Raw genomic sequence first — 25476 nt, 5'->3', positions numbered from 1 at the left:
GTGCGGCCGGGTCGGCAGCGGGTGCGGCCGGGTCGGCAGCGGGTGCGGCCGGGTCGGCGGCGGGCGGCGCGGCGGCGGCATCCGTGAACTGCATCTCGGCGGGCGGAATGGGCAGGCGCATCACGATCGCATCCACGTTGTCTGGTTGGTAGTAGCCCCGGCGAACGCCGAGGTCTTCGAAGCCGAGCGAGCGGTACAGGTGCTGGGCGCCGGGGTTGTCGGCGCGCACCTCGAGGAAGGTTTCGCGGGCGCCCCGCTTGCGGGCCTCGGTGATCAGGCTGAGCATGAGCACCCGGCCGAGCCCGCGGCCGCGGGCCTCTTCGGCCACGGCGATGGTCTGGATGTCGCTCTCCGGCGAGCGCAACGCCGCCTGCAGTCCGGCATACGCGACGATGTGCTCCGGCGAGTCCGGCGGGAAGGCGACCAGGTAGTAGCAGCCCGGGTCGGCGACATCCCGAGCCATCATCTCGGTGGACCAGGCGTCGTTTTCGAAGATGTGCGTCTCCAGGGCCATGATCGCCTCGACGTCGGCGGGCTGGGCGCGGCGCAGCTGCCAGGTCATCAGCTCACCCGCTTGGGACCGTTTTTGGACACCGTCACATCGGGTGAGCGCAGGTAGAGCGCCTCGTCGGCGGCAAACGGTCGGCCGGCCGCGAAGGCGAGTTCGGCGACCATCCCGAGGTCGCCGGCCGAGATGGTGGCGGCGTCGAGGCGGGGCAGGCCCGCGTGCACGAAGTCGGCCTCGAGCAGCTCGGCCGGTTTGGCCAGGGCCGGGGCGCCGAGACGCACCGGGAGGTGCTCGGCATCCGCCCCGCTGTACGCGGACCAGTAGACCTCGCGGCGCCGGGCGTCGGTGACCACGAGCAGCGGCCCGGTGTGGCCGGTGCGGTAGTGGCCGTAGGCGATGGCGTCGTGGCTGACCACGGGAACGAGAGGGCGCCCGATGCCCAGCGCGAAGACCCGGGCGGCGGCGATGCCGACGCGGAGGCCGGTGAACGGTCCGGGACCCATGCCGCCGACGACGCCGGAGAGCGCCGAGACGGGGATGGCGGCCTCGGTGAGGCACTCCTGGATGAGGCGGCCGACCACCTCGGCGTGCCGCATGGTGTCGGGGACGCCGCGTTCGGCGATCACGCCTTGGGTCAGGTCGACGACGGCGACGCTGGTGCCGGCGGAGGTATCGATGGCGAGGAGCACCCGTCCAGCCTATGCGGCCCGGGCGCCTCCGCCCGCCGGGTGCCTCGCCGGCTCGTTCCCGGGCAACTGTTGCCGAATCGGACATTTGCGTCCGGCACACCGGGACCATTTGTCCGCACGGGCAACAGTTGGGCGCGGCAGACGCGGGGCGGGTGGGCGTCAGGCGCGCTTGGTGCGGAGGGCTTTCACCGTGAGCTGCCCGGCGGCGAGAATCAGCAGCACGGCGAACAGGATGCTCGACAGGCGCGGCGGGATCAGCACGGCCAGGGCCACCCCGGGCACCGCCGCGACGGTGGCAGCGGCGCCGACCACGAGGCCGGCGGGCAGATCGACGAGCCCGGCGCGCAGGTTGGCGATGGTGCCGACGAGGCTCGTGGGCACCAACACCAGCAACGAGGTGCCCTTGGCGATGAGGTCGCTCACGCCGAACACCGCCACGAGGGCCGGCACCGCGATCACTCCCCCGCCGATGCCGAACAGACCGGATGCGATGCCCATCGTCAGCCCCAGAGCGAGGTAGCCCAGCACCACGACCCAGCTCAGCTCGAGGGCGGCTCCGCGTTCTGGCTCCACGACAAGCATGCGCGCGGCCACCACGATGAGCAGCGCGATGAAGAGCCAGCGCAGCCAGAACAGCGGGATGCGCTGCAGCAGGTTGCTGCCGATCAGGGCGCCGACCACGGCGCCGGCGGCGATGATCGCGCCGGCGATCAGGTCGATGTGGCCGTTGGCCTGGTAGGTGAGCGACCCCACGATGGAGGTGGGCACGATCGCGGCCAGCGACGTGGTGGCCGCCCGGCGCTGGTCCATGCGCACCAGCGAGATGAGCAGGGGCACCATCACGATGCCGCCGCCGACACCGAACAATCCGGAGAGCAGTCCACCGATGACGCCGGTGAGCACGAGGGCGCTCCAGTACCAGGCGCCGGTCGGCCGGGCGGCGGTCATGCGTGCACCGGCTCATCCGGGCCGGCCGGGTCGCTGCGGAAGCCGAGGCCGTCCTGCCAGCGCGGTCCGTGGCCGGTCACCGTGACGGTGCGAGGTTCCGGCAGGTCCAGGGCGACGGCATCGTCGACGTCGGCGTCCGGGTCGGCCTGCGAGGCGCCGAGCGGACGCTCGATCTCCATGTCCAGCCACGATTCGGTGATCCCCTCGAGCAGGCCGCGGCCCCACTCCACCACCACGATCGAGCGGGCGAAGTCGATGTCGAGGTCGTCCAGCTCCATCGCGCTGCTCAACCTGTAGGCATCCACGTGCACCAGCGGCGGTCCGCCGATCGTGCTCGGATGCGTGCGGGCGAGCACGAAGGTGGGGCTGGTGACCGCGCCGCGCACGCGCAAGCCCTCGCCGAGGCCGCGGGTGAAGGTGGTCTTACCGGCGCCGAGCGGGCCGGTGAGCACCATCAGGTCGCCGGCGCGCAGCAGCCCGGCCATTTCCAGGCCGAAGGCGTGCATGGTTTCGGGGTCGGCGATGGTGCGGCGCATCGGGCTACGACCTCGTGGTTTCGGTGCTGTCGGCGTCGGTCAGGGACCCAGATCCCACATACCGACGCGGCACCCGTGCGCCCACCCGGGTGACGATGTCGTAGTTGATGGTTCCCGCGGCGGCGCCCCACTCGGCGGCGGTGGGCACCCCGGCCGCGGCGTCGCCGAACAGCACCACCACGTCGCCGACGGCGACAGGGTCGGTGCCCACGTCTACCAGGAACTGGTCCATCGCGACGCGGCCCACCACGGGGTACTGGGTTCCGTTGATGGCCACCCTGGCGGCGTTCATGGCCTGCCGGGGTACCCCGTCGGCATAACCCAGCGGCACCAGGGCGAGGGTGGTGTCGGCGGTGGCGCGCCACAGGTAGTCATAGGAGACGCCCGCGCCGGCGGCGACCCGGCGCACGGCGGCGACCCGGCCGCGCAGAGTCATGGCCGCGGTCAGGCCGAGGTCGGCGGCATCCGCGTCGGCGAAGGGCGACTGCCCGTAAATACCGATGCCCAACCGCACCATCGAGTAGCGGGCGGCGGGCAGGCGCAGGGCGGCGGCCGTGGACGCCAGATGGGCGAGGTCGATGGTGAGTCCGGCGGCGGTGGCGGCCTCCAGCCCGCGGCCGAAGCTGGCGATGGCGGCGAGGTCGTCGTCGGGTGAGGTGTTGGCCAGGTGGCTGAACAGGCCGCGCACCCGCAGCCGGTCGACGCGCTCGAACGCGGCAGCGAGGCCCAGCACCTCGGCCCAGTCCGATTCGTCGACGCCGTTGCGGTTGAGGCCGGTCTCGAGTTTGATCTGCACGGATGCGGGCCGGCCCAGTGCGTTGGCGGCCGCCGCGACCTGGCGCACCTGCGCCGCCGACGACAGTCCGAGGTCGATGTCCGCGGCGATGGCGGCGGCGAAGTCGGCATCCGGACCGTGCAGCCAGGCCAGCAGCGGGGCGTCGATGCCGGCGGCGCGGAGGGCGAGGGCCTCGTCGATGTCGGCGACACCGAGCCAGTCGGCGCCGCCGGCAAGGGCGGCGCGGGCCACCGGCACGGCGCCGTGACCGTAGCCGTTGGCCTTGACCACGGCCATGGTGTGCCGGGTGCCGATCAGGCTGCGCAGGTGTTCCACGTTGGCCTGCACGGCACCGAGATCGATGACGGCCTCACGGAAGTCGGTCATGAGTTCCCCTCCAGGACCACGAACGCGCAGGCCACCCCGGCGTCGTGGGTCAGGCTCAGGTGCGCGCTCGTGATGCCGCGGGCGGTGAAGGCGGCCTGCACCGCTCCGGTCAGCGCGAAGGACGGGTTGCCGTGCGGGTCGGAGACCACTTCCATCTCCTGCCAGCTGGCGCCCACACTGTCGCCGAGGGCCTTGATCAGAGCTTCCTTGGCGGCGAACCGGGCGGCCAGCGAGTGCGTCGGCAGGGTGCGCTCGGCCGGCGCGAACAGCCTCGGCACCAGCCCGGGCGTGCGGGCCACCTGCCGGTCGAAGCGTGCCAGGTCGACGATGTCGACGCCGATGCCCTTGATCATGCTCTGCTCAATCCTCGTGTGCTGTTCTCAGCGAAATGCCCAGGACCCGGTGCCATCGCGAGGCGATGACGCGGCGAGCCCTGGGCATCCGTGGCCTATTCGGCCGGCTTACTCGACCGGCCTTATTCGACCGTGACCGACTTCGCCAGGTTGCGCGGCTGGTCGACGTCGAGGCCCTTGGCGGTGGCCAGCTCGATGGCGAACATCTGCAGCGGCACCACGGCGAGCAGCGGCTCGAACAGCGGGCCGGCGAGCGGGATGTGGAACACGGTGTCGGCGAACGGCAGCACCGCGGCGTCACCCTGCTCGGCGATCGCGATGATCCGGGCGCCGCGAGCGCGGATCTCCTGGATGTTGGAGACCACCTTGGGGTGCAGGTGCGCGGACCCGCGGGGGCTCGGCACCACGACGAAGACCGGCTGGCCGGGCTCGATCAGCGCGATCGGGCCGTGCTTGAGCTCACCGGCGGCGAAGCCCTCGGCGTGGATGTAGGCGAGCTCCTTGAGCTTGAGCGCACCCTCGAGCGCGATCGGGAAGCCCACGTGGCGACCGAGGAAGAGCACGGCGCGCGAGTCGGTCATCCACACGGCGAGCTGACGCACGGCGTCTTCCTGCAACAGGGTGGTGGCGATCTTCTCCGGGATGGCCTGCAGCTCGACGACCTGCGCGGCCAGCTCCTCCAGGGACATGGTGTTGCGCACCCGGGCCAGGTGCAGCGCGAAGAGGTACAGCGCGGCGATCTGGCCGGTGAACCCCTTCGTCGACGCGACGGCGACCTCGGGTCCGGCGTGCGTGTAGATCACGGCGTCGGATTCGCGGGGAATCGTGGCGCCCTGGGTGTTGCAGATCGAGATGGCCTTGGCGCCGGCCTCGCGGGCGTACTTCACGGCCATCAGGGTGTCCATGGTCTCGCCGGACTGGCTGATCGAGATCACCAGGGTGTCCGGGGTGAGCACCGGGTCGCGGTAGCGGAACTCGTGGCTGAGTTCGACATCCACCGGCACCTGCGCCCACTTCTCGATGGCGTACTTGGCGGTCTGGCCGGCGTACGCGGCCGTGCCGCAGGCCACAATCACGATGCGGCGGATGCCGGCGAGCACGTCATCGCCGAAGGCCTCGAGCTCGGGCACCACGGCCTGGCCGTCGTGGATGCGGCCGCGCAGGGTGTTGGTGACGGCATCCGGCTGCTCGGAGATCTCCTTGGCCATGAAACTGGACCAGCCGCCCTTTTCACTGGCGGAGGCGTCCCAGGCGATGTCGAATTCTTCGACCTCGACGGGGGCGCCGAAGAAGTCGGTGACGGTGACGAGGTCGGGGGTGATGGTCACGATCTGGTCCTGGCCGATCGCGACGGCACGACGGGTGTACTCCACGAACGCGGCGACGTCGGAGCCGAGGAAGTTCTCGCCGTCGCCCAGGCCGATCACCAGCGGCGAGTTGCGGCGGGCGCCGACCACGACGCCGGGCTGGTCCTGGTGCACGGCCAGCAGCGTGAACGCGCCGTCCAGGCGCGCGACGACGGTGCGGAACGCTTCGCCCAGGTCACCCAGGCGGCGGTATTCGCGGCCGAGCAGCACGGCGGCCACCTCGGTGTCGGTTTCGCTTTCGAAGACGTAACCCTCGGCGAGGAGTTCGTCCTTGAGCGGCGAGAAGTTCTCGATGATGCCGTTGTGGATGAGGGCGAGCTTGCCGTCGTCACCCAGGTGCGGGTGCGCGTTCTGGTCGGTCGGACCACCGTGGGTGGCCCACCGGGTGTGCCCGATTCCGGTGCGCCCGTTGTTGATCGGGTGCGCCTCGAGCTCGGCGGCGAGCACGGCGAGCTTGCCGGCGCGCTTCGCGGTGTTGAGCACTCCCGCGTCGTCGATCACCGCTATCCCCGCGGAGTCATACCCCCGGTACTCGAGTCGACGGAGACCTCCCATGAGGACCTCGACGCTTTTGTTGTCTCCGACATATCCTACGATTCCGCACATAGCCCTGATTTTAGTCGCACTATGCTTGGTCTCGATGTCCGAGCCGGTGGTGAGCCCCAGTAATAACGGTCACAGCACCCCCTTTGTGGAGCTCGACCGTGCTGTGTGGGCATCCCTCGCACCCTCGACCCGGTTGCCGTTGCGGGAAACCGAGGTCGTGCAGCTGCGCGGCCTGGGCGAACCGCTCGACATCAACGAGGTGTCGGATGTCTACCTGCCGTTGAGCCGGCTGCTCAACCTCTACGCCGCGGGAGCCCGCAAGCTGCACCGCGACACCAGCGACTTCCTCGGGGAACGCGCCCAGCGCACCCCGTTCGTGATCGGCGTGGCCGGGTCCGTCGCCGTGGGCAAGTCCACCATCGCCCGGCTGCTGCGGGAGCTCCTGGCCCGCTGGGAAGACACCCCCCGGGTGGAACTGGTCACCACTGACGGGTTCCTCTTCCCCAACGCCGAACTGGCCCGTCGCGGCCTGATGGAACGCAAGGGCTTCCCGGAGTCGTACGACCGGCGCACGCTGCTGCGTTTCGTCAGCGCCATCAAGAGCGGCGCCGCCGAGGTGCGCGCCCCTTTCTACTCGCACCTGAACTACGACATCGTGCCCGATGCGCAGGTCGTCGTGCGTCAGCCCGACATCCTCATCGTCGAGGGCCTGAACGTGTTGCAGCCGCCCGCCCCGGGCCACGGGCTCGCGGTGAGCGACCTATTCGACTTCACCATCTACGTGGATGCCCGCACCTCCGACATCTCCCGGTGGTACGAGGAGCGGTTCCTGCGGCTCCAGCGCGGCGCGTTCACGAACCCCAAGTCGTTCTTCCACAGGTTCGCCTCCCTCAGCGAGGACGAGGCCCGGGCCCGCGCCCGCACCATCTGGGGCAGCATCAACGAACCCAACCTGCTGCAGAACATCCGCCCCACCCGCTCCCGCGCCACCCTGGTGCTGCGCAAGGACTCCGACCACACCGTCGACAAGGTGCTGCTCCGCAAGGTCTGAGCCGTCGCGGTAGGCGGCCATGGGGCGTTGTCGCCCATGCGCTCGGCCGCCCGTGGCGTCGCGCTGATTGTGCTCGGCTGCCCGTAGCCCCGCGCCCGTCGCGCTCGGCAGCCGGCCCAACCGGCAACTGGGCCCCGTCCGGACAAATGGTCCCGGCACACCCGGCGCGAAAGTCCGCATCGGCAACAGTTGTGTCCGGGAGGCCGCCGACCGCTCATTCGCGGCGGCGTCGGCGCGTGGGCGCCGCCGCGGCGACGACGTGGGCGCGGCCGCGGGGTGTCCGCGAGCCCGCGCCTCCCCCGGTTTGAGCCCGGGTTGGGCCCTGGTCGGCACGCATCCGCCCGAACTGTTGCCGCAGCGGACAGGTGCGTCCCGCGTGCCGGACGCAGAAGTCCGGATGGGCAACAGTTACGGCGCGGCTGGGATGCGGCGGGCGGCAGCGGCACGGCTACGGTGGAACGATGGACCTCGACGTGCGCACCGACCGGCTTCTGCTGCGGCGCTGGCGCGAGACCGACCTCGAGCCGTTCGCCCGGCTCACGGCGGATGCGGAGGTGATGCGCTACTTCCCCGCTCCACTGAGACGTGCCGAAAGTGATGCCCTCGCCGGCCGGGCGGACGCAATGTTCGACCTGCACGGCTGCGGGCTATGGGCGCTGGAACGCCTGGACACCGGCGAGTTCATCGGCTTCACCGGCCTCGCGCCGATGCTCGAGGGCGTCCCGGGTTCCGGCGGCGTGGAGGTGGGCTGGCGGCTGGCCCGATCCGCCTGGGGTCAGGGTCTCGCGACGGAGGCGGCGACGGCCGCCCTGCAGTTCGGCTTCGAGACCCTCGGCCTGGCGGAGGTGAACTCGATCACGGCGGGCATCAACATCCGTTCGCGCAAGGTGATGGAACGGCTCGGCATGCACATCGCAGGTGAGTTCGATCACCCGCGGCTACCCGAGGACTCGCCCCTGCTCCGTCACGTGCGCTACCTGATCGCCGCTCCCGGCTAGGCCCGGAATGCGGCAGGAGCTGTTGCCACAACGGACAATTGCGGCCGGTGTGCCGGACGCAATTGACCGGACGGGGAACAGTTGACCACGCACGGACGACCGAAGCCACGCGACCGATCCGAACGGCGGGAGCATGGTGAGCGCCACCGGGCCTCGGCCGGGCACCGCCCAGGGCCGGCTACCTGGGCCGCGCTTCGTTCGCTTCCTGCGGCACTTTGTACTTCGTGGTACCTGTTCGAACCTTCGCCGCGGCACGCGGTAGTTCTCACGGCACGCACTAGTGTTCGCGGCACGTGTTTTATCCTGTGCCACGACACACGACCCGTGCCGCGAGACGCAAGACGGGCCACGACGGATGGCCGTGGGTGCGAAATGCGGATACCGACCGGGAGAGTCGGGACAGGCGGTACTAGCTGGGCTGCAGCGCCAGGCGGGACTGCACGACGTCGGCCAGGGCGTGCGCCAGACGGTCGGCGGTGGGCTGGTCGGCGGCTTCCACCATGACCCGCACCATGGGCTCGGTGCCGGAGGGGCGCAGGAGCACCCGGCCGGTGTCGCCGAGTTCGGTTTCCGCGTCGCGCACGGCCTGCGCGATGACCTCGTCGCCGGCGAGGGCGTGGTGGTCGACGCCGCGAACGTTCACGAGGATCTGCGGGAACACCTTCATCACGCTGGCCAGCTCGGCGAGGGTTTTTCCGGTGCGGGCCATTTCGGCCACGATGTGCAGACCGGTGAGGATGCCGTCGCCGGTGGTGGCGAACTTGGTCATGATGACGTGACCGCTCTGCTCGCCGCCGAGCGACAGCCCGTGCGCGTCGAGCTCCTCGAGCACGTACCGGTCGCCCACCTTGGACTCGATCATGTTGATGCCGTTGGCGGCCATGGCCTTCTTCAGGCCCAGGTTGCTCATGACCGTCGCCACGAGGGTGCGGTCCTTGAGCACGCCGCGTTCGGCCATCGACACGGCCAGGATCGCCATGATCTGGTCGCCGTCGACGATGTTGCCGTCGCGGTCGACGGCCAGGCAGCGGTCGGCGTCACCATCGTGGGCGATGCCCACGTCTGCGCCGTGCTCGAGCACCGCTCTGGCGAGGTTGTCCAGGTGGGTGGAGCCCACGCCGTCGTTGATGTTGAGGCCGTCGGGGTCGGCGCCGATCACGGTGACCCGGGCACCGGCATCCGTGAAGACCTGCGGGGACACGCCGGCGGCCGCGCCGTGGGCGCAGTCGAGCACCACGTGAATGCCTTCGAGCCGGTGCGGCAGGGTGCCGAGCAGGTGCACGACGTAACGGTCCTCGGCGTCGGCGAAGCGACGGATGCGTCCGACGTCACCGGCAATCGGGGTGAGGAGCTGATCGCCCGCGTCGAGCACCGCTTCGATGCGGTCTTCGACGTCATCGGGAAGTTTGGTGCCGCCGAAGTTGAAGAATTTGATGCCGTTGTCGGGCGCCGGGTTGTGCGAGGCGGAGATCATCACGCCGAAGTCTGCGCCGATGTCGGCGATGAGGAAGGCGGCGGCGGGCGTCGGGATGACGCCGGCATCCAGCACGTCTACGCCGGAGCTGGCCAAGCCTGCTGCAACGGCGGAGGTGATGAATTCACCGGAAATGCGGGGGTCGCGGGCGACCACGGCGACGGGACGACGGCCTTGGGCACGTCGTTCCTCTGCGCGGCGGCCACTGGTGAGCACAACGGCGCTCGCCTGGGCGAGGCCCAGGGCCAGGCCAGCCGTGAGATCACGGTTAGCCAGGCCCCGGACGCCGTCCGTGCCGAAAAGTCGAGCCATATGAGTGTGTACTCGACTAACGGGTTAGCGCTTCGAGAACTGCGGCGCCTTACGGGCCTTCTTGAGTCCGGCCTTCTTGCGCTCCTTGACGCGAGCGTCACGGTTGAGGAAGCCGGCCTTCTTGAGGATGGCGCGGTTGTTCTCTTCGTCGATCTGGTTCAGCGAGCGGGCGATGCCGAGGCGCAGCGCGCCAGCCTGGCCGGACGGGCCACCACCGGTGATGCGGGCGATGACGTCGTAGCTGCCGATGAGGTCGAGGACCTTGAACGGGTCGTTGATCAGCTGCTGGTGCAGCTTGTTCGGGAAGTAGTCGTCGAGCTCGCGCCCGTTGACGACAATCTTGCCGGCGCCGGGGACGATGCGCACGCGGGCGATGGCCTGCTTGCGACGACCCACGGCTGCGCCGGGAACGTTGAGGACGGCGCGGGGCGCCTTGGTTGCAACTTCAGCGGGAGTCTCGGTGGAGTAGCTCTCGGGAGTTGCGTCAATCTGGTCTGCGATCTTCGCCACGATGGTGTGAATCCTTTTTTCTTAGATATCGAGAAGTCTGGGGCCGACGCTACTGAGCGACCTGGCTGAGGGTGTACGGCTTGGGCTGCTGCGCAGCGTGCGGGTGCTCGGGGCCTGCGTAGACCTTGAGCTTCAGCAGCTGTGCACGGCCGAGCGAGTTCTTCGGCAGCATGCCGCGAATCGCCTTTTCTACCGCACGGGTGGGGTGCTTCTCGAGCATCTCCGAGTAGTTCGTGGCCGTGAGGCCGCCCGGGTAACCGGAGTGGCGGTACGCCATCTTGAGGTCGAGCTTCTTGCCGGTCAGGGCAATCTTCTCGGCGTTGATGATGATGACGAAGTCGCCACCATCCATGTGGGGGGAGAAGGTCGCCTTGTGCTTGCCGCGAAGAAGAATCGCGGCGTGGCTGGCGAGCCGACCCAGAACGATGTCGGTGGCATCAATAACGACCCAGTCGTGCTGGAGTTCGCTTGCCTTGGGGGTGTAAGTGCGCGTCACTGTTGTGCTGCTTTCTTGTTTTCGAACGGAGGTGTTCGTGAATCCCGCTCCGGGTGTGTTCTCGAAGAGAACACGATCGATGGAGGGCTCACGTTCGTGTGCCTGGCTGCAACGCCTAAGACACCAAGGAACAACACTAGTTCACGACACGCCCCGGCACAACTCGGGCCGGTAAACCGGGCGTGCTAGCTCACTCGTCTTCGGGCAGCTCCCGACGGGCACGCGTCTGCGCCGCACGGATGGCCATCCCCGCGTCCTCGGGGTAGCCCACCTCCATCAGGGTCAGGCCATGCGCCTGCATCACCTTGAACTCGCTGGTGCGGGCCCGCTCGATGCGCAGGTCCACGAGTCGGGTTCCCACCAGCTTGCCCTCCCCCACCGACACGCAGGCGCCCACCAGGGCGCGCACCATCGAATGGCAGAACGCATCCGCCTGCAGGGTGGCCACGAGCACCCCGTCGGGGTCCCGCCGCCACTCGAAGGACTGCAGGGTACGGATGGTGGTGGCTCCGGGCCGCGGTTTGCAATAGGTCGCGAAGTCGTGCAGCCCGATCAGGGTGGCCGCGGCCTCCTGCATCGAGGCGAGGTCGAGCGCGAAGCCGTGCCAGGTGGTGCGCAGCCGCTGCAACGGGTCGCGCAGAGCGCCGGTGTCGGAGATGCGGTACTCGTAGCGGCGCCACAGTGCGGAGAAGCGGGCGTCGAAACCGGCCGGGGCCAGGCTGGCGCGGTGGATCACGATTTCGGGCTGGGTGACCAGGATGCCGCCGAGGCGACGCTGCACCATCGTGGCCAGCTCGTTGGGGTACGTGGGTGCGGCCTTGCCCCGTTTGACCCGCACGAGGGCGTTGACCTGGTCGGGGTTGAGATCGAAGTGGGCCACCTGGCCCAGCGCGTGCACACCGGAGTCCGTGCGCCCGGCGACCACGAGGGTGGGGGTGGGCTGGTGGCGCTTGAGGATGGCGCCGAGGCCCTCCTCGATCTGGCCCTGCACGGTGCGGTACCCGGGCTGGCTGGCCCAGCCGAAGAAGTCGGTTCCGTCGTAGCCCACGTCGAGGCGGATGCGTTTGGAGCCTGCTGGCGGCATCGAATCGGACGGTGCCGCCAGGGCGCCATCCGGGTTGAGCTCGGCCAGCACCAGCGGAAAGGCGCCGTCGACGGGCTCGGGAAAACTCACAGAGGTCAGTGTAGAGGCCGGGCCGGGTTATCGTTGGACGGGCCCGTCTCAGGCCGCACAGTTATGACCAGTCTCCTTCGCACCGCGCCCCGCTCCCCCGCCACAGCTGTCGCCGTTCGCCACCCGGACGTTCCGGCCGGCCGCCGGCTCAGCGGCCTCGACGGTCTCCGGGGCATCGCCGTCATCCTCGTCGTTGTCTACCACCTGTTTCCGCCGGTGTTGCAGGGCGGTTTTATCGGCGTCGACATCTTCTTCGTGATCAGCGGTTTCCTGATCACCGGCCTCATCGTGGCCGAACACGACCGCACTGGCCGGTTCTCGCCGCGGCGGTTCTGGCTGCGTCGGGCCCGCCGCCTGGTGCCGGCACTGGTGCCGGTGGTGCTCGTGGCCTGCACGGCGGCCTGGTTGCTCGGCGGCGATGTGCTCGTGGGCCTGGGCTGGAAGCTGCTGGGCGCCGCGACGTTCAGCTACAACTGGGTGTCGATGGCCACGAACACCAGCTACTTCGGCTCCGGCCAGCCCGAGCTGCTCCGCAACCTCTGGTCGCTGGCCGTGGAGGAACAGTTCTACCTGCTCTGGCCGCTGCTGCTCCTCCTGCTGCTTAGGGTCCGCCGGCCGGGCCTGCGCCTGGCCCTCGTCGTGGCGCTCGCCCTCGCGTCGGCAGTGTGGATGGGCGTCGGCTTCTCCCCGGGCAGCGACCCCACCCGGGTGTACTACGGCTCGGACACCCACAGTTTCGGCCTGCTGATCGGCGCCGGACTGTCCCTGCTACTGCGTCCGCTCGGGCCCGTGGCTGCGGGCGGCACGGTGGCGGCCCCGGCCGCGCGCCGGGCCCTCACCATGATGCGGCCCTGGTGGGGCGCGGCAGCAGTGGCCGGCCTGATCGCCGCCGCGATCTGGCTGCCGGCTGACGCCGCCGCCACCTACCGCGGCGGCCTCCTGCTGGTGAGCGCACTCACCGCCGTGGCGATCTGGGCGGGCGTGGCCGGCGACCGGTTCGGGCGGATGCTCGACACCGCTCCGCTGCGCTACCTCGGCGAACGCTCCTACGGCCTGTACCTCTGGCACTGGCCGCTGCTGGTGCTGGTGCAGCTCGTTGCGCCGTTCGGCCGCGGCCCGGCGAGTGTCGCGGCGACCGGATTGCTCACCCTGGTGCTGGCCGTGGCGGCCGCTGCGACCTCGTACCGGTGGCTCGAGATGCCGATCCGCCGGCAGGGCCTCCGTGGCGCGGTCGGGCAGCTGCGCGCCACGGTCATGCGGGCGTCTGCGCCGGGCACCCGCCGCCGCTACCGCTCCCGTGCGGCACTCGTTCTCGCCGCGGCCGTCGTGCTGATGTTGCTGGTGGGCACCGGCGCATCCGTGGTCACGGCGCCCACCGTCACGACGGCCCAGGCGGAGGTGCTCCGCGGCCAGCAGGCGCTGGCCCAGGCCGCTCAGGCGGCACAGGCACAAGCCGCCAAGGATGCCGCCGCCCAGGCCGCAGGTGTGGTCACGGAAACCACCAGGGGGTCCAACATCACCGCTGTCGGGGACTCCGTGATGCTCGCCTCCGCGGCCGAGTTGCAGGCCGAGTTCCCCGGCATCACGATCGACGCCGCCGTGTCCCGCGGCATGGACGCCGCCCCGGAAATCCTGGCCGCACAACGTGCCGCGGGCACCCTGCGCCCCGTGGTTCTGCTGGGCCTGGGCACGAACGGTCCCGTCGACCAAGCCGACCTCGCCGCCGTCATGCGGGTGATCGGTCCCTCCCGGGAACTGATCGTGGTGAACGCGTTCGCGGACCGGGACTGGACCGCGGGGGTCAACACGGAGCTGGCGGAGTTCTCGGCGCGCCGCAGCCAAGTGGTCCTGGCCGACTGGAGCGCCGCGATCGCCCCGCACGTCGACGTGCTCGCCGATGACGGCATCCACCCCGGCCCCACCGGCGGGGCGATCTACGCCGACTCGGTGGCGGTCGCCCTCGAACGGCTGCCCGGTGCCACACCGAGCCGCGCGCCCGGCGCCGACACCCTGCAGGCCTTCCGCGTGCGCTGACCCACCCGCCGCAGCCCCTGGGCCGTGCGACGGATGCGGCGACCGGGCATCCGACGCATGTGGGCGACGCACCTCGAGGCATGTGGGCGACGCACCTCGAGGCATGCGGGCGGGGCCGCTCGAGGCATGCGAGCGGGCCTCTCGAGGTGTGCGGGCAAGGCGCCGCCATGCGGGTGGCGCGCCAGGCGCATAGCGGCGCCTGCCCCGCGTACCTCCGGCGCAGCCACCACACCGCCATCGACCCTGCGTTCCCAGCCGGCACGCCATCACCGCACCTCGTGTGGCCGAGCGCGCCCGCTATAGCGGGCGCATCCAGCCGCAGGGGGTGCATCGAGCCGAAGCGGGCGCCTCCAGCACTATCCTCGGGCACACAAAAAGGGCCCGACCGAAGTCGGGCCCTTTCAGGTACAGCGAGTGAAGCTGGTGTTACTTGGCTTCCTCAGCGGATGCGTCAGCAGCGTCGGCCTCAACGGTCTCGGCTTCAACAGTCTCAGCTTCGACGGTCTCAGCCTCAACCGGGGTCTCCTCGGCGACGGGCGCGGACGCCTTCGCTGCGGAGGCCTTGTTCGACTTCACCTTGGGCGAAACGGGCTCGAGAACGAGCTCCATCTGCACCATGGAGGCGTTGTCGCCCTTGCGGAAGCCGAGCTTCGTGATGCGGGTGTAGCCGCCATCGCGCAGCGCAACCTGGGGCGCGATCTCGGTGAAGAGCTCGTGCACGACGGTCTTGTCGCCGATCGTCGCGAGAACGCGACGACGAGCGTGCAGGTCGCCACGCTTGGCGAAAGTCACCAGGCGCTCGGCAACCGGACGCAGGCGCTTGGCGCGCGTCTCGGTCGTCTTGATGGACTTGTGGGTGAACAGGGCGGCAGCCAGGTTCGCGAGCATGAGGCGCTCGTGCGCCGGTCCGCCACCGAGACGGGCTCCCTTAGTGGGCTTAGGCATTATCGGTAATCTCCAGTATCAAAGTCGAAAGGCGTCGAGGAACGACGAGCCTTAGATGGTTTCTTCGTCGTAACCGCTGTAGAAGTGCGCACCGTCAAAGCCGGGCACAGAATCCTTCAGCGACAGGCCGAGCTCTACGAGCTTGTCCTTGACCTCATCCACCGACTTCTGACCGAAGTTGCGGATGTTCATCAGCTGGGTCTCCGAGAGGGCGACCAGTTCGCTGACGTTGTTGATGCCTTCGCGCTTGAGGCAGTTGTACGAGCGCACGGACAGATCGAGGTCTTCGATCGGCACGGACAGCTCGGTGGAGAGGACGGCGTCGACCGGCGCGGGGCCGATCTCAATGCCCTCAGCAGCGGTGTTCAGCTCGCGGGCCAGACCGAACAGCTCGGTCAGCGTGCGACCGGCGGATGCGATGGCGTCGCGGGGCGAGATAGCCGACTTGGTCTCCACGTCAACGACGAGGCGGTCGAAGTCAGTGCGCTCACCGGCACGAGTTGCCTCGACACGGTAGGTCACCTTGAGAACCGGCGAGTAGATCGAGTCGACCGGAATCTGGCCGGCCTCGGAGTACTCGTTGCGGTTCTGGGTAGCCGACACGTAACCACGGCCACGCTCGATGGTCAGTTCGAGTTCGAACTTGGCCTTGTCGTTCAGGGTCGCGATGACGAGCTCGGGGTTGTGAACCTCGACGCCGGCCGGAGCCGAGATGTCGGCGGCCGTGACCTGGCCGGAGCCCTGCTTGCGCAGGTACGCGGTGATCGGCTCGTCGTGCTCGCTGGAGATGACCAGGCCCTTGATGTTCAGGATGATCTCGGTGACATCTTCCTTGACCCCGGGAACGGTGCTGAATTCGTGAAGCACTCCATCGATGCGGATGCTGGTGACAGCAGCGCCGGGAATCGAGGAAAGCAGGGTGCGGCGCATCGAGTTACCGAGGGTGTAGCCGAAGCCGGGCTCGAGGGGTTCGATGACGAACCGGGACCGGAACTCCGAGATGTTCTCTTCGGTGAGCGTGGGGCGCTGTGCAATAAGCACTATTGATTCCTTTCGGCGAAGTGTCCGCTATATGACACTTAGTGGCGAGTTGTGAAATTGTGAGTCTCGACGGGCCCGCGAGAAGCGGCCCTGTCGCGGTGAACGGCGAGTGAGCCTGCCCGGATCTTTCGACCCAGACAAGCCCAATCGCCAGTCACTGAAAGGAATTAAACGCGGCGGCGCTTCGGGGGACGGCAACCGTTGTGGGCCTGGGGCGTCACGTCGTTGATCGAGCCAACTTCGAGGCCAGCGGCCTGCAGCGAACGGATAGCCGTTTCGCGGCCCGAACCCGGTCCCTTGACGAAGACGTCAACCTTCTTCATGCCGTGCTCCTGGGCCTGGCGAGCTGCAGACTCTGCAGCCAGCTGAGCGGCGAACGGGGTCGACTTGCGCGAACCCTTGAAGCCAACTCCACCTGAGGACGCCCAGCTGATGACCGCACCGGTGGTGTCGGTGATCGAGACGATGGTGTTGTTGAAGGTGCTCTTGATGTGGGCCTGGCCCACAGCAATGTTCTTCTTTTCTTTCTTACGCGGCTTCCGTACGGCCGACTTTGGTGCTGCCATGATTTCTCCTGAATCCTAGAGGCGTGACGGGCTAGGCGAGGCCTAGCGCGCCTTCTTCTTGCCGGCTACGGTGCGCTTCGGGCCCTTGCGGGTACGAGCGTTGGTCTTGGTGCGCTGGCCGCGAACGGGCAGGCCCTTGCGGTGACGAATACCTTCGTAGCTACCGATCTCGACCTTGCGGCGGATGTCAGCGGCGATCTCACGGCGAAGGTCACCCTCGATCTTGAAGGTTCCTTCGATGTAGTCGCGGAGCTGGACGAGCTGCTCGTCAGTCAGGTCCTTGACGCGAATGTTTCCATCGATCTCGACGTCGGCGAGGGTCTTGAGTGCCCTCGTACGGCCAACACCGAAAATGTAAGTAAGTGCAACTTCCACGCGCTTATCGCGCGGAATGTCTACGCCGGCTAGACGTGCCATTGTGGCTTCTCCTGTGGGATGAGTGGAGGTCTGTAGCAGCACCTGTGCATCGGCCTCCAACCGATGGTGTCCCCCCGAAGGGTTCCCGGCACTGCTATGTATTTAGTTGTGTCGTGCGTGGATCTCGAGAACGACCATCGCTGGTCGAGCGTGTCGAGACCTAGCCCTGACGCTGCTTGTGACGCGGGTTCTCGCAGATGACCATCACGTTGCCGTTACGGCGGATGACCTTGCACTTGTCACAGATCTTCTTGACGCTGGGCTTGACCTTCATGGGTGTGTCCTTGTAATCGCTGTCTTCGTACCCACGGAATGCCGCAGGCCGTTACTTACAGCAACGCTTACTTGTAGCGGTATACGATCCGACCGCGGGTCAGGTCGTAAGGGCTCAGTTCCACGATCACACGGTCCTCAGGAAGGATGCGGATGTAGTGCTGACGCATCTTGCCCGAAATGTGGGCAAGAACTTTGTGGCCGTTGGTCAACTCAACGCGAAACATCGCGTTGGGAAGAGCTTCGACTACTGCGCCCTCGATCTCGATGACACCGTCTTTTTTGGCCATAACTCACTATCGCTAAAGTATTGGTTGCTGGTCTTGCGGGATTGTGGCCTCCAGACACGCCAGTAAAGGCAGTGCTAGACACCAAGGATTTATCCTATGCTATGCGATTGCCCTTTGGCAATTCATCCCTATAATCTGGTCGCCGCTGCCACGACCGCGAGCACGTCGGCGTAGAGCGGATGCGTGGCCTCAAGCCCGCACACGTTCGCCACGATGGTCTCGGCGGAGTCGGTGGCGAGCATCCGCTGCAGCTCAACACTCTGCTCGTCGTCGGCGACGTCGAAGCGGAGGGCCGCGGCAATCGCCTCCAGCAGCGCCACCGGGCGGGTGCCCCGTTCGGCGATCTCGGCGGCCGGGCCGATGAAACGTTCGTGCCGGCTGAGCTTGCGCAACGGCTGACGGCCGACTCGTTCGACGGTGTCCGGCAGCGACGGGTTCGCAAACCGGCCGAGGATCTTCTCCCGGTATGCGCGCTGGGTGGCCTCGTCGAGGCCGTGCTTGGCCACCAGGAGGGCGCTGGTCTCTTCGAGCACCCGGCGGGCACCATCCGCGACCGACGGCACCAGAAGCGCGTCGGAGAGCTTGGAGACGCCGGCCTGGGTACCGAGGTAGGCGACGGTGGCGTGTCCGGTGTTCACGGTGAAGAGCTTGCGCTCAATGTAGGGCGCGAGGTCCTCCACGAACGTGGCGCCGGGAATCGATGGCGGGGCGGAGCCGAATGCGGGGCTTTCAATGACCCACTCGTAGAAGGCCTCGACGGTGACGTCGATGCCGGCATCCTTCGATTGGCCGGGAACGATGCGGTCCACGGCGGTGTTGGCGAAGGCCACCCGGCCTTTCAGGGCCGCGCGGTCACCCTCTGGCACGTTCGCCCAGACCTGCTCGGCGAGCACATCGGTGGCGTTGATCGCGTTCTCGCAGGCCATCACGGCCAGCGGGGGCAACCCGGCCTCGCGGCGGGCCAGACCCGCCGCGATGACCGGGGCTACGAACCGCAGCACGGTGGGACCCACAGCGGTGGTGACAGCATCCGCCGTGGCGATCTCGTTGATGAGATCGGCCTCGGAAGTGGCGCTGTTGAGGGCGCGGAAGTTGTCGACCACCTTGTCGGTGGGGGTCTCCCCCGCCTCGTGCACGGTGTAGGACGGCGCCTGCTGCAGCGCCTCAATGAGAGGGCCATTCACATCGGCGAAGACAACCTCATAACCGGCCTCATGGAGCAGGAGACCTACGAAGCCGCGGCCGATGTTGCCCGCGCCGAAGTGAATGGCTTTCATTCTGCGTTTACCTCCTCGAGCAGGGCGAAGATCTCGTCCTGCGAACCAGCGTCGATCAATTTCTGTACTTCGTCCTCGTCGGAGAAGACGACGGCGATCTTGGAGAGGATCTCCAGGTGTTCGTTGTTCAGGCCGGCGATGCCGACCGCAAACTTGACGGGCTGGCCGTCCCAATCGATCGGCTCCGCGTACCGCACCAGCGAGAGAGCCGATCGCACGATCGACTCCTTCGCGTCGTTGGTGCCGTGCGGGATCGCCAGGAAGTTGCCCATGTAGGTCGAGACCGAGTTTTCGCGCTCGAACATCGAGTCGACGTACTCCTGCTTCACCGCTCCGGCGGCGACCAACAGGGCACCGGCCTCACGGATGGCCTCGTCCCGCGTGGTGGCCGCACCCGCGGCCACCACGTTCTGCGGTTCCAGAATACTCTGGGTCATTACTTGGTCACTCCTTCGTTGGTGCCCTGGAGGGACTGTACGACCTCGTCGTACTTCGGGCTGTTCATGAAGTTGTCCACCGAGACGTGAACCGACTTGGGGCTCTTGCCGCGGGCGCGGTCCGTCAGGTCCTGGTGGGTGATCACGAGGTCGGCGGTGCCGTCGAGGTTCGCGATGGCCTGGTTGGTCACCGTGACCCCTTCGATGCCGGCCTTCTTGATCTTGTTGCGCAGCACCGAGGCGCCCATGGCGCTGGAGCCCATGCCGGCGTCGCAGGCGAAGACGATGTTCTTCACTGCGGTGCCGCTGGTGGCCGAGGCGCCGAGGTTGCCCAGAATGGAGCTGGACTTGCCCTTGTTGGCTTCGGTCTTGGCGATCGCGGCGGCCAGTTCGTTGTCGTTCTCAGCGGCGAGGTCCTTCTTGCGGCTGGCGCGGAGGATGACACCACCGATCGCGAACGAGACACCGGCTGAAGCGATGACCGAGAGGATGACGCCGATGAAGTCGGTTGCCGGGGTCTGCGCCAGCACGGCGATGATGCTGCCGGGCGAGGCGGGGGCGCGGAGGCCGGTCTGGAAAGCGACGTTCACGGCAACACCGGTCATGCCGCCACCGATGGCGGCGAGCACCATCATCGGCTTCATCAGCACATACGGGAAGTAGATCTCGTGGATGCCACCGAGGAACTGGATGATGATCGCGCCGGGTGCACTCGCGCGGGCCAGGCCGACGCCGAAGAACGAGAACGCGAGCAGGATGCCCAGGCCGGGGCCGGGGTTCGCCTCAAGCAGGAACAGGATGGACTTGCCGGACTCCTGGACCTGCTGCACACCGATGGGGGTGAGCACACCGTGGTTGATGGCGTTGTTGAGGAAGAGGATCTTGCCCGGTTCGATGAAGATCGACGCGATCGGCAGCAGGCCGTTGACGATGAGCCAGTCCACGATCATCTCGAGGAAGGCGCTCAGGCCGGTGACCAGCGGGGCGATTCCGAAGAACGCACCCAGGGCCAGGGCGAAGCCGAGGATACCAGCGGAGAAGTTGTCCACCAGCATCTCGAAGCCGGGGCGGATCTTGCCGGCCCAGATCTTGTCGACCTTCATCAGAATCCATGCGGACAGCGGGCCGACGATCATGGCGCCGATGAACATCGGGATCGTGCTGCCCACGATGACACCCATGGTGGCGATCGAGGCGATCACTCCACCGCGGGTGCCGTAGACCATCCGGCCACCGGTGTTGGCGATCAGCAACGGCAGTAGGTACAAGATCATCGGGTCGACGAGCGTGACCAAGGTCTCGTTCGGGGTCCAGCCGGTGGGGATGAAGAAGGCGGTGATGATGCCCCACGCGATGAACGCCGCGATGTTGGGCATGATCATGCCGCTCAGGAAGGTGCCGAAGGCCTGTACGTGGACCCTCGCGCCCTTCTTCTCGGTGACAGACGTCGTTGTCATTTCTGTATACCTCTCTCGGGGGTTGCAAGCACGGTAGGGCCCGTGCCGGTGGGGGCGGTGCTGGTGTAGCTGTGTGCGATTGCGGTTGCCGCGGCGCGAGCGGATGCTGCGCCGTCGGCGGACAGAGCAGCGTCGGCGAGGTGCCGGGCCTGCTCGAGTGTGAAGTCGGCCAGGGAGGCCCGAACGTCGGCGAGGGCCGACGCCGACATCGACAGGGTGGTGGCGCCGAGGCCCACGAGCACCACGGCCAGCAGCGGGTCAGCCGCGGCCTCGCCGCAGACACCGACGGGCTTGCCGAGGCTCGCGCCGGCGGCGCCGACCTCGCCCACCAGGCGAAGCACCGCGGGGTGCCACGGGTCCTGGAACGCGGCGACGCTGCCGAGCATCCGGTCGGCCGCCAGCGTGTACTGGGTCAGGTCATTGGTGCCGATGGAGGCGAAGTCGGCGTGCGCCAGGATGTGGTCGGCGAGCAGTGCCGCGCTCGGCACCTCGACCATGACCCCGGCGGTCTTCAGACCCAGCTCGTGGGCGAGGGCGGTGAAATACACGGTCTCTTCCACGGTGGACACCATCGGCGCCATCACCCAGAGGTCCGCGTCGGTGGCCGCGTCGGCTTCGGCGAGGGCGGTGAGCTGCTCCCGCATGATGTCCTCGCTGGCACGAAGGGCACGCAGGCCGCGCAGGCCCAGGGCGGGGTTCTCCTCGACGGCGTCGTTGAGGAACGCCAGGGGCTTGTCGGCGCCGGCGTCGAGCGCCCGCACCACGACCTTCTGGCCGGGGAAGGCGCGCAGCATCCGCTCGTACTGCTCACGCTGCTGCGTCACTGTGGGCGCGGAGGTGGAGTCGAGGAAGAGGAACTCGGTGCGGAACAGGCCCACACCTTCGGCGCCGAGGGCGACGGCCTTGGCGGCGCCATCCGCCGAACCGAGGTTGGCCAGCAGCGGCACAGGCGTGCCGTCCTTGAGCCGGCCGGGGCCGATCGGGGCCAGCGCGCGGGCTTCGCGGGCGGCGATGCGGGCGCGGGCCTCTGCGAGCTGCTTCGCGGTGGGGGCCACGAGCACGATGCCGTTGGCGGCGTCGATGATGACCTCGTCGCCGTCGGCGAGCTGCGCGGCGGCGTGGGTGCCCACGATCGCGGTGATCGACTTCTCCCGGGCCAGGATGGCGGTGTGCGAGGTGGGTCCACCGTCGATGGTGATCAGGCCGAGCACCTTGTCGAGGTTGAGCAGGGCCGTGTCGGCGGGGGCGAGGTCGTGGGCGACGAGCACGAAGGGCTCTTCGGGGTCCGGCACACCCGGCGCGGGCAGGCCGCCGAGGTCCGCGATGACCCGCTGGGCCACGTCGTCGAGGTCGGCGGCGCGCTCACCAAGGTAGCCGCCGAGGGCCAGCATCTGGTCGCGGAAGACGGCGAAGGCCTCGAACACGGCGCGTTCAGCGGTCTGGTGCTTGTGCAGCCGGGCGGTGACCTCCTCGAGGAGGGTGGGGTCCTCAGCCATCATGGCCTGGGCCTCGAGCACCTCCTGGGCGGTGCCGCCGGCGCGTTCGCCCCGGGCTTCGAGGTCTTCGGCGACGGTGTGCATCGACGCGGTCGCCCGGGTCAGTTCGGCATCCGGGTCGAGGGTGCTGCGGGTGCTGAGCGGCTCCGGCAACGGTGCGGGCATGCGCAGGACCCGGCCGATGGCGACGCCCTGGCCGATCCCGATGCCCTGAAGCTCAATCATGTGCGCGTCCCGCCTAGGCGTCGTGGTCGGTGAGGAGGAGCTCGACGAGGCCGTCGAGCACGGTGTCGGCATTGTCGCCGTCGGTGGCGAGGGTGACGCTGTCACCGTGGTTGATGCCCAGCGAGATGACGCCGAGGATGCTGGCGGCATTGACCGGCTTGCCGTCGCCCTTCTGCAGGGTGACCGGGGTTCCCGCGGCGGCGGCGGCCTTCGTGAAGAGTTTCGCGGGGCGCGCGTGCAGCCCGTGCGTCGATCCGATCTGTACGGTGCGTTCGACCATGTGTCGCGCCTGCCTTTCCAACGTGCGGGAGTGTCACCGGGGCCTCAGTCGAGGTCCCGGCTTCGTGCGGGCAGCCGGCGGCGGCCGGCACAACAAATAACGGATGGAACGGTGCGGGTGACCTGCGAAGTCAGACCCACGACCGTTCGTGTTCGGCATCCACGGCCAGATCAAGTGCCACGACGCCGTCACGCGCCGAGAACACCGAGTCGGGCAGCAGTGCCACGCCCACGCCGCGCTCTTTCGCTTGGGCGCTGATGCGCTCGAAGCGGGGGGCGAGGTGGGGACCGACCAGGAGTACGTCAATGGTGTCGAGCGAGGACGGGAGATCCCCTTCGCTACCGGCGACGACCGCGAGGGTGAGCCCACGTTCCTTGCCGGTGACCCGCAGCCTGTGCGCCACGAATGCGCTGGACGCTCCGGCACCACACACGATGAGAATCTTCATTGATTCTTTCCTTTCATCGATCTTTGAATTCAACACTTACTGTCCTCTCTTCGGACTTGCGGCGCCACCAGACCCTTTTCCGCAGGGTGCGGAAACACGTCGGGGTCCTACCGTGCCGGGCTCGCACTCTGCTTGACTACTCTTGAGACGATGGAGTTGCGCACGATGAGTGATAAACAGACGCGGATGCTGGACTTCCTGTCCCAGACATCCAGCTGGATCACGGCAGGCGAACTTGCTGACCGCCTGGGGGTTACCCCGCGCAGTGTGCGCAGCTATGTCACGGCGGTGAAGGCGGCCGCGCATCCGCTCACCGTCATCGAATCCGGCACCGCCGGCTACAGGCTCAACCGCGACGAGTTCGCCAGCTTCACCGCCCAGCACCGGTCCAAGCCGCGCGAAACGGATGCGGACACCCCGCAGCAACGGCTGTCCAGCCTGGTGCGGCGGCTCACCGAATCGCCCGCCGGGCTGGACGTCTACGAGCTGGCCGCGGAGAACTTCGTCAGCGACTCCACGGTGGAGGCCGACCTGGCCCGGGTGCGGCTGATGCTGCCCGACAGCGGCCTGACCCTGGTGCGGCACGGCAGCGTGGTCACCCTCACCGGCGCGGAGACCGACCGGCGCCGGCTGCTCAGCCGGATGTTCCGCGAGGAGAGCGCCCGCGGCATGATCGACCTGGAGACCATCCAGCGCGAGTTCACCTCCGGGCAGGCCGGCGCCGACAGCCTGGGCGCGTTCAAGACCGACCTCATCGAGCTGCTCGACGGCCAGGGCTACTTCGTCAACGAGTACGGCATCAACAATGTGTTGCTGCACGTGGCCATCGCGATCGACAGGGTCACAAAGCACCTCTCCCCCGCGCCGGCCGTCGCCGAACCGCCGTCAGAGCTCGCCACCTCGTTGTCCGGCCTGATCACGAAGCACTTCGACGTGCGCCTGGGCAGCGGTGACCTCGCTTATCTGGCGTTCCTGCTGACCACCCGGGTGATCACCCCCGGCCACGACCAGCCGGCCGAGACCCTCATCGAAAGCTACGTGCGGCCGGAGGAGCTCGCGATGATGCGCGCCATCGTGGACCGGGCCAGCCGGGAGTACCTCGTCGACCTCGACGACGACGACTTCATCGTGCGGCTGACCCTGCACGTGCGCAACCTGATCAACCGGGCACACGACAAGTCGTACTCCCGCAACCCGCTCACCCGGTCGATCAAGACCTCGTACCCGCTGATCTACGAGCTGGCCGTGTACATCGCCAGCCAACTGCAGCGCGCCGAGCAGATCGTGATCAACGACGACGAGATCGCCTACATCGCCATGCACGTGGGCGCGCATCTCGAGCAGCAGGTGCGCCGGGTGGAGCTGGTGACCTGCGCGATAGTGTGCCCCAACTACTACGACATGCACGTGCTGCTGCGCGAACGCATCGAACGGGTGCTCGGCGACGACCTCGAGGTCGTCGCGGTGATCACCCGTTCCGATGTGGACTGGGACGCTCTCGACGCCGATCTGGTGCTCACCACCATCGACCCGCAGTTGCACGCCGACGGGGTCATTGTGATCCAGCCGTTCCTCACTCAGAACGACATCGACCGCATCCGCCAGCAGGCCAGCCGGGTGCGACGGATGCGCCGGCGCGCGCGTCTGAAGGACGACCTGCTGCAGTTCTTCGACGAGTCTCTGTTCTCGCGCAACTTCTACGCCCCGGACGAGACGGCGATGATCACCGCGCTGGGCGAGCGCATGATGGCGCGGGGCATCATCGATCAGAGCTACGTGGACGGCGCCATCGAGCGGGAGCTGATGTCATCCACCGCGTTCACCGACAACCTCGCCGTGCCGCACGCCATGGCGATGAGCGCCCAGCAGACCTCGATCGCCATCGTGATCAACGACGCCCCGATGGACTGGGGCGACAACCGGGTGAACGTGGTCGCACTGATCGCCTTCAGCGCCGCCGGCCGCAGCACCTTCCAGGCGGTCTTCGACCAGTTCGTGGAGGTGTTCTCCGACCGCCTCGAGGTGCAGCGCTTGATCAAGCGCTCCGTCGACTTCGCGTCCTTCATCGACGAGCTGGTCCACGTCATGGACGCCTAGCCCCGCTCGTTCTCCCGCTCCACGGCCAACTGTTACCGAAACGGACAAATGCGCCCGGCACACCGGGCG

At 68.1% G+C, this 25476-nt stretch carries 27 protein-coding genes; 4 read left to right on the top strand and 23 right to left on the bottom strand.

Going from position 1 to position 25476, the window contains the following annotated elements:
* From rimI to glmS, 7 genes are all read right to left on the bottom strand, one after another.
* Window positions 1-562: ribosomal protein S18-alanine N-acetyltransferase (gene rimI, locus E3T22_RS08075; RefSeq protein ID WP_134493532.1), on the bottom strand; the 562-nt coding region annotated here is incomplete at its 3' end.
* Window positions 562-1197, bottom strand: a complete 636-nt coding sequence (gene tsaB / locus E3T22_RS08070) for a tRNA (adenosine(37)-N6)-threonylcarbamoyltransferase complex dimerization subunit type 1 TsaB (protein ID WP_088457144.1) — start codon at window positions 1195-1197, stop codon at window positions 562-564. The genes rimI and tsaB, both read right to left, overlap by 1 nt.
* A gap of 159 nt (window positions 1198-1356) precedes the next feature.
* Entirely contained in the window at window positions 1357-2145 is a 789-nt protein-coding gene (locus E3T22_RS08065) for a sulfite exporter TauE/SafE family protein (RefSeq protein WP_134481044.1), read from the bottom strand.
* Window positions 2142-2681 carry a tRNA (adenosine(37)-N6)-threonylcarbamoyltransferase complex ATPase subunit type 1 TsaE gene (gene tsaE, locus E3T22_RS08060; RefSeq protein ID WP_088457146.1) on the bottom strand — a complete coding sequence of 180 codons (540 nt, stop codon included), beginning with the start codon at window positions 2679-2681 and terminating at the stop codon, window positions 2142-2144. Before tsaE ends, E3T22_RS08065 begins: the two co-directional genes overlap by 4 nt.
* A gap of 4 nt (window positions 2682-2685) precedes the next feature.
* Window positions 2686-3843, bottom strand: a complete 1158-nt coding sequence (gene alr, locus E3T22_RS08055; RefSeq protein WP_134481043.1) for an alanine racemase — start codon at window positions 3841-3843, stop codon at window positions 2686-2688.
* A complete protein-coding gene (locus E3T22_RS08050) occupies window positions 3840-4196 on the bottom strand; it encodes a holo-ACP synthase (RefSeq protein ID WP_088457148.1) in 357 nt (118 codons plus the stop codon). The genes alr and E3T22_RS08050 overlap by 4 nt, the downstream gene beginning before the upstream one ends.
* Window positions 4197-4318: 122 nt before the next feature.
* Entirely contained in the window at window positions 4319-6169 is a 1851-nt protein-coding gene (glmS, locus tag E3T22_RS08045; RefSeq protein ID WP_088457149.1) for a glutamine--fructose-6-phosphate transaminase (isomerizing), read from the bottom strand.
* Window positions 6170-6203: 34 nt separating this feature from the next.
* Here glmS and coaA point away from each other — a divergent pair, with 34 nt between their 5' ends.
* Window positions 6204-7160 carry a type I pantothenate kinase gene (gene coaA, locus E3T22_RS08040; protein ID WP_088457150.1) on the top strand — a complete coding sequence of 319 codons (957 nt, stop codon included), beginning with the start codon at window positions 6204-6206 and terminating at the stop codon, window positions 7158-7160.
* 461 nt (window positions 7161-7621) lie between these two features.
* The gene (locus tag E3T22_RS08035; RefSeq protein WP_134481042.1) at window positions 7622-8158 is read left to right on the top strand and encodes a GNAT family N-acetyltransferase; all 537 of its coding nucleotides are present in this window, start codon (window positions 7622-7624) and stop codon (window positions 8156-8158) included.
* A gap of 409 nt (window positions 8159-8567) precedes the next feature.
* Here the strand turns inward: E3T22_RS08035 and glmM are convergent, their stop codons facing one another.
* The 4 genes from glmM to truA form a co-directional block, all read right to left on the bottom strand.
* Window positions 8568-9944 (bottom strand): phosphoglucosamine mutase, encoded by a 1377-nt coding sequence (glmM, locus tag E3T22_RS08030; RefSeq protein ID WP_134481041.1) that lies wholly within the window; start codon window positions 9942-9944, stop codon window positions 8568-8570.
* A gap of 24 nt (window positions 9945-9968) precedes the next feature.
* Window positions 9969-10454, bottom strand: coding sequence for a 30S ribosomal protein S9 (gene rpsI / locus E3T22_RS08025; protein ID WP_088457153.1), 486 nt, complete (start codon window positions 10452-10454; stop codon window positions 9969-9971).
* A 49-nt stretch (window positions 10455-10503) separates the two neighbouring features.
* Window positions 10504-10950, bottom strand: coding sequence for a 50S ribosomal protein L13 (rplM, locus tag E3T22_RS08020; protein ID WP_088457154.1), 447 nt, complete (start codon window positions 10948-10950; stop codon window positions 10504-10506).
* A gap of 190 nt (window positions 10951-11140) precedes the next feature.
* Window positions 11141-12034 (bottom strand): tRNA pseudouridine(38-40) synthase TruA, encoded by an 894-nt coding sequence (gene truA, locus E3T22_RS08015; RefSeq protein WP_088458111.1) that lies wholly within the window; start codon window positions 12032-12034, stop codon window positions 11141-11143.
* 153 nt (window positions 12035-12187) lie between these two features.
* Between truA and E3T22_RS08010 the strand changes: the two genes are divergently transcribed.
* Window positions 12188-14158, top strand: coding sequence for an acyltransferase family protein (locus E3T22_RS08010; protein ID WP_134481040.1), 1971 nt, complete (start codon window positions 12188-12190; stop codon window positions 14156-14158).
* Between the two features lie 426 nt (window positions 14159-14584).
* Here E3T22_RS08010 and rplQ read toward each other — a convergent pair whose 3' ends face one another.
* The 12 genes from rplQ to E3T22_RS07950 all read right to left on the bottom strand — a co-directional run bounded on the left by rplQ (window position 14585) and on the right by E3T22_RS07950 (window position 23310).
* On the bottom strand, window positions 14585-15103 hold the full coding sequence (gene rplQ / locus E3T22_RS08005; RefSeq protein ID WP_088457156.1) for a 50S ribosomal protein L17: 519 nt from the start codon (window positions 15101-15103) through the stop codon (window positions 14585-14587).
* Between the two features lie 51 nt (window positions 15104-15154).
* Complete coding sequence (locus tag E3T22_RS08000; protein WP_066597571.1) at window positions 15155-16144, bottom strand: DNA-directed RNA polymerase subunit alpha; 990 nt, start codon at window positions 16142-16144, stop codon at window positions 15155-15157.
* Between the two features lie 167 nt (window positions 16145-16311).
* Window positions 16312-16710 (bottom strand): 30S ribosomal protein S11, encoded by a 399-nt coding sequence (gene rpsK / locus E3T22_RS07995; protein ID WP_055821293.1) that lies wholly within the window; start codon window positions 16708-16710, stop codon window positions 16312-16314.
* Between the two features lie 42 nt (window positions 16711-16752).
* Window positions 16753-17127: a 30S ribosomal protein S13 gene (gene rpsM, locus E3T22_RS07990; RefSeq protein ID WP_066597575.1), complete on the bottom strand. Its 375-nt coding sequence runs from the start codon at window positions 17125-17127 to the stop codon at window positions 16753-16755.
* A 160-nt stretch (window positions 17128-17287) separates the two neighbouring features.
* Window positions 17288-17401, bottom strand: coding sequence for a 50S ribosomal protein L36 (gene rpmJ / locus E3T22_RS07985; protein ID WP_035834639.1), 114 nt, complete (start codon window positions 17399-17401; stop codon window positions 17288-17290).
* Between the two features lie 67 nt (window positions 17402-17468).
* Window positions 17469-17690 (bottom strand): translation initiation factor IF-1, encoded by a 222-nt coding sequence (gene infA, locus E3T22_RS07980; protein ID WP_022883252.1) that lies wholly within the window; start codon window positions 17688-17690, stop codon window positions 17469-17471.
* 128 nt (window positions 17691-17818) lie between these two features.
* Entirely contained in the window at window positions 17819-18967 is a 1149-nt protein-coding gene (locus E3T22_RS07975) for a mannitol-1-phosphate 5-dehydrogenase (RefSeq protein ID WP_088457157.1), read from the bottom strand.
* The gene (locus E3T22_RS07970) at window positions 18964-19404 is read right to left on the bottom strand and encodes a PTS sugar transporter subunit IIA (RefSeq protein WP_088457158.1); all 441 of its coding nucleotides are present in this window, start codon (window positions 19402-19404) and stop codon (window positions 18964-18966) included. The genes E3T22_RS07975 and E3T22_RS07970 overlap by 4 nt, the downstream gene beginning before the upstream one ends.
* Window positions 19404-20861, bottom strand: a complete 1458-nt coding sequence (locus E3T22_RS07965; RefSeq protein WP_134481039.1) for a PTS mannitol transporter subunit IICB — start codon at window positions 20859-20861, stop codon at window positions 19404-19406. The genes E3T22_RS07970 and E3T22_RS07965 overlap by 1 nt, the downstream gene beginning before the upstream one ends.
* Entirely contained in the window at window positions 20858-22582 is a 1725-nt protein-coding gene (ptsP, locus tag E3T22_RS07960) for a phosphoenolpyruvate--protein phosphotransferase (RefSeq protein WP_134481038.1), read from the bottom strand. Before ptsP ends, E3T22_RS07965 begins: the two co-directional genes overlap by 4 nt.
* Before the next feature lie 13 nt (window positions 22583-22595).
* On the bottom strand, window positions 22596-22862 hold the full coding sequence (locus tag E3T22_RS07955) for an HPr family phosphocarrier protein (RefSeq protein ID WP_134409466.1): 267 nt from the start codon (window positions 22860-22862) through the stop codon (window positions 22596-22598).
* 130 nt (window positions 22863-22992) lie between these two features.
* Window positions 22993-23310, bottom strand: coding sequence for a PTS sugar transporter subunit IIB (locus E3T22_RS07950; protein WP_088457162.1), 318 nt, complete (start codon window positions 23308-23310; stop codon window positions 22993-22995).
* A gap of 165 nt (window positions 23311-23475) precedes the next feature.
* Between E3T22_RS07950 and E3T22_RS07945 the strand changes: the two genes are divergently transcribed.
* A complete protein-coding gene (locus E3T22_RS07945; RefSeq protein ID WP_241983636.1) occupies window positions 23476-25407 on the top strand; it encodes a BglG family transcription antiterminator in 1932 nt (643 codons plus the stop codon).
* Window positions 25408-25476 lie beyond the last annotated feature (69 nt).

This window comes from Cryobacterium sp. TMB3-10, from assembly GCF_004402305.1.
GTDB classification, from domain to species: Bacteria; Actinomycetota; Actinomycetes; order Actinomycetales; family Microbacteriaceae; genus Cryobacterium; species Cryobacterium zongtaii.
Note: the sequence above shows the minus strand (reverse complement) of the source record. Positions and strands in the feature narration are given on the sequence as shown.

Coding starts and splice junctions, on each gene's coding strand:
- tsaE (WP_088457146.1), bottom strand. CDS start 2,681: ATGCGCCGCACCATCGCCGACCCCGAAACCATGCACGCCTTCGGCCTG.
- E3T22_RS08035 (WP_134481042.1), top strand. CDS start 7,622: ATGGACCTCGACGTGCGCACCGACCGGCTTCTGCTGCGGCGCTGGCGC.
- alr (WP_134481043.1), bottom strand. CDS start 3,843: ATGACCGACTTCCGTGAGGCCGTCATCGATCTCGGTGCCGTGCAGGCC.
- glmM (WP_134481041.1), bottom strand. CDS start 9,944: ATGGCTCGACTTTTCGGCACGGACGGCGTCCGGGGCCTGGCTAACCGT.
- E3T22_RS07950 (WP_088457162.1), bottom strand. CDS start 23,310: ATGAAGATTCTCATCGTGTGTGGTGCCGGAGCGTCCAGCGCATTCGTG.
- coaA (WP_088457150.1), top strand. CDS start 6,204: ATGTCCGAGCCGGTGGTGAGCCCCAGTAATAACGGTCACAGCACCCCC.
- E3T22_RS07945 (WP_241983636.1), top strand. CDS start 23,476: ATGAGTGATAAACAGACGCGGATGCTGGACTTCCTGTCCCAGACATCC.
- rpsM (WP_066597575.1), bottom strand. CDS start 17,127: ATGGCACGTCTAGCCGGCGTAGACATTCCGCGCGATAAGCGCGTGGAA.
- E3T22_RS07975 (WP_088457157.1), bottom strand. CDS start 18,967: ATGAAAGCCATTCACTTCGGCGCGGGCAACATCGGCCGCGGCTTCGTA.
- E3T22_RS07955 (WP_134409466.1), bottom strand. CDS start 22,862: ATGGTCGAACGCACCGTACAGATCGGATCGACGCACGGGCTGCACGCG.
- E3T22_RS08065 (WP_134481044.1), bottom strand. CDS start 2,145: ATGACCGCCGCCCGGCCGACCGGCGCCTGGTACTGGAGCGCCCTCGTG.
- rpsK (WP_055821293.1), bottom strand. CDS start 16,710: ATGGCAGCACCAAAGTCGGCCGTACGGAAGCCGCGTAAGAAAGAAAAG.
- truA (WP_088458111.1), bottom strand. CDS start 12,034: ATGCCGCCAGCAGGCTCCAAACGCATCCGCCTCGACGTGGGCTACGAC.
- rpmJ (WP_035834639.1), bottom strand. CDS start 17,401: ATGAAGGTCAAGCCCAGCGTCAAGAAGATCTGTGACAAGTGCAAGGTC.
- E3T22_RS08010 (WP_134481040.1), top strand. CDS start 12,188: ATGACCAGTCTCCTTCGCACCGCGCCCCGCTCCCCCGCCACAGCTGTC.
- ptsP (WP_134481038.1), bottom strand. CDS start 22,582: ATGATTGAGCTTCAGGGCATCGGGATCGGCCAGGGCGTCGCCATCGGC.
- E3T22_RS07970 (WP_088457158.1), bottom strand. CDS start 19,404: ATGACCCAGAGTATTCTGGAACCGCAGAACGTGGTGGCCGCGGGTGCG.
- E3T22_RS07965 (WP_134481039.1), bottom strand. CDS start 20,861: ATGACAACGACGTCTGTCACCGAGAAGAAGGGCGCGAGGGTCCACGTA.
- infA (WP_022883252.1), bottom strand. CDS start 17,690: ATGGCCAAAAAAGACGGTGTCATCGAGATCGAGGGCGCAGTAGTCGAA.
- rplQ (WP_088457156.1), bottom strand. CDS start 15,103: ATGCCTAAGCCCACTAAGGGAGCCCGTCTCGGTGGCGGACCGGCGCAC.
- E3T22_RS08050 (WP_088457148.1), bottom strand. CDS start 4,196: ATGATCAAGGGCATCGGCGTCGACATCGTCGACCTGGCACGCTTCGAC.
- glmS (WP_088457149.1), bottom strand. CDS start 6,169: ATGTGCGGAATCGTAGGATATGTCGGAGACAACAAAAGCGTCGAGGTC.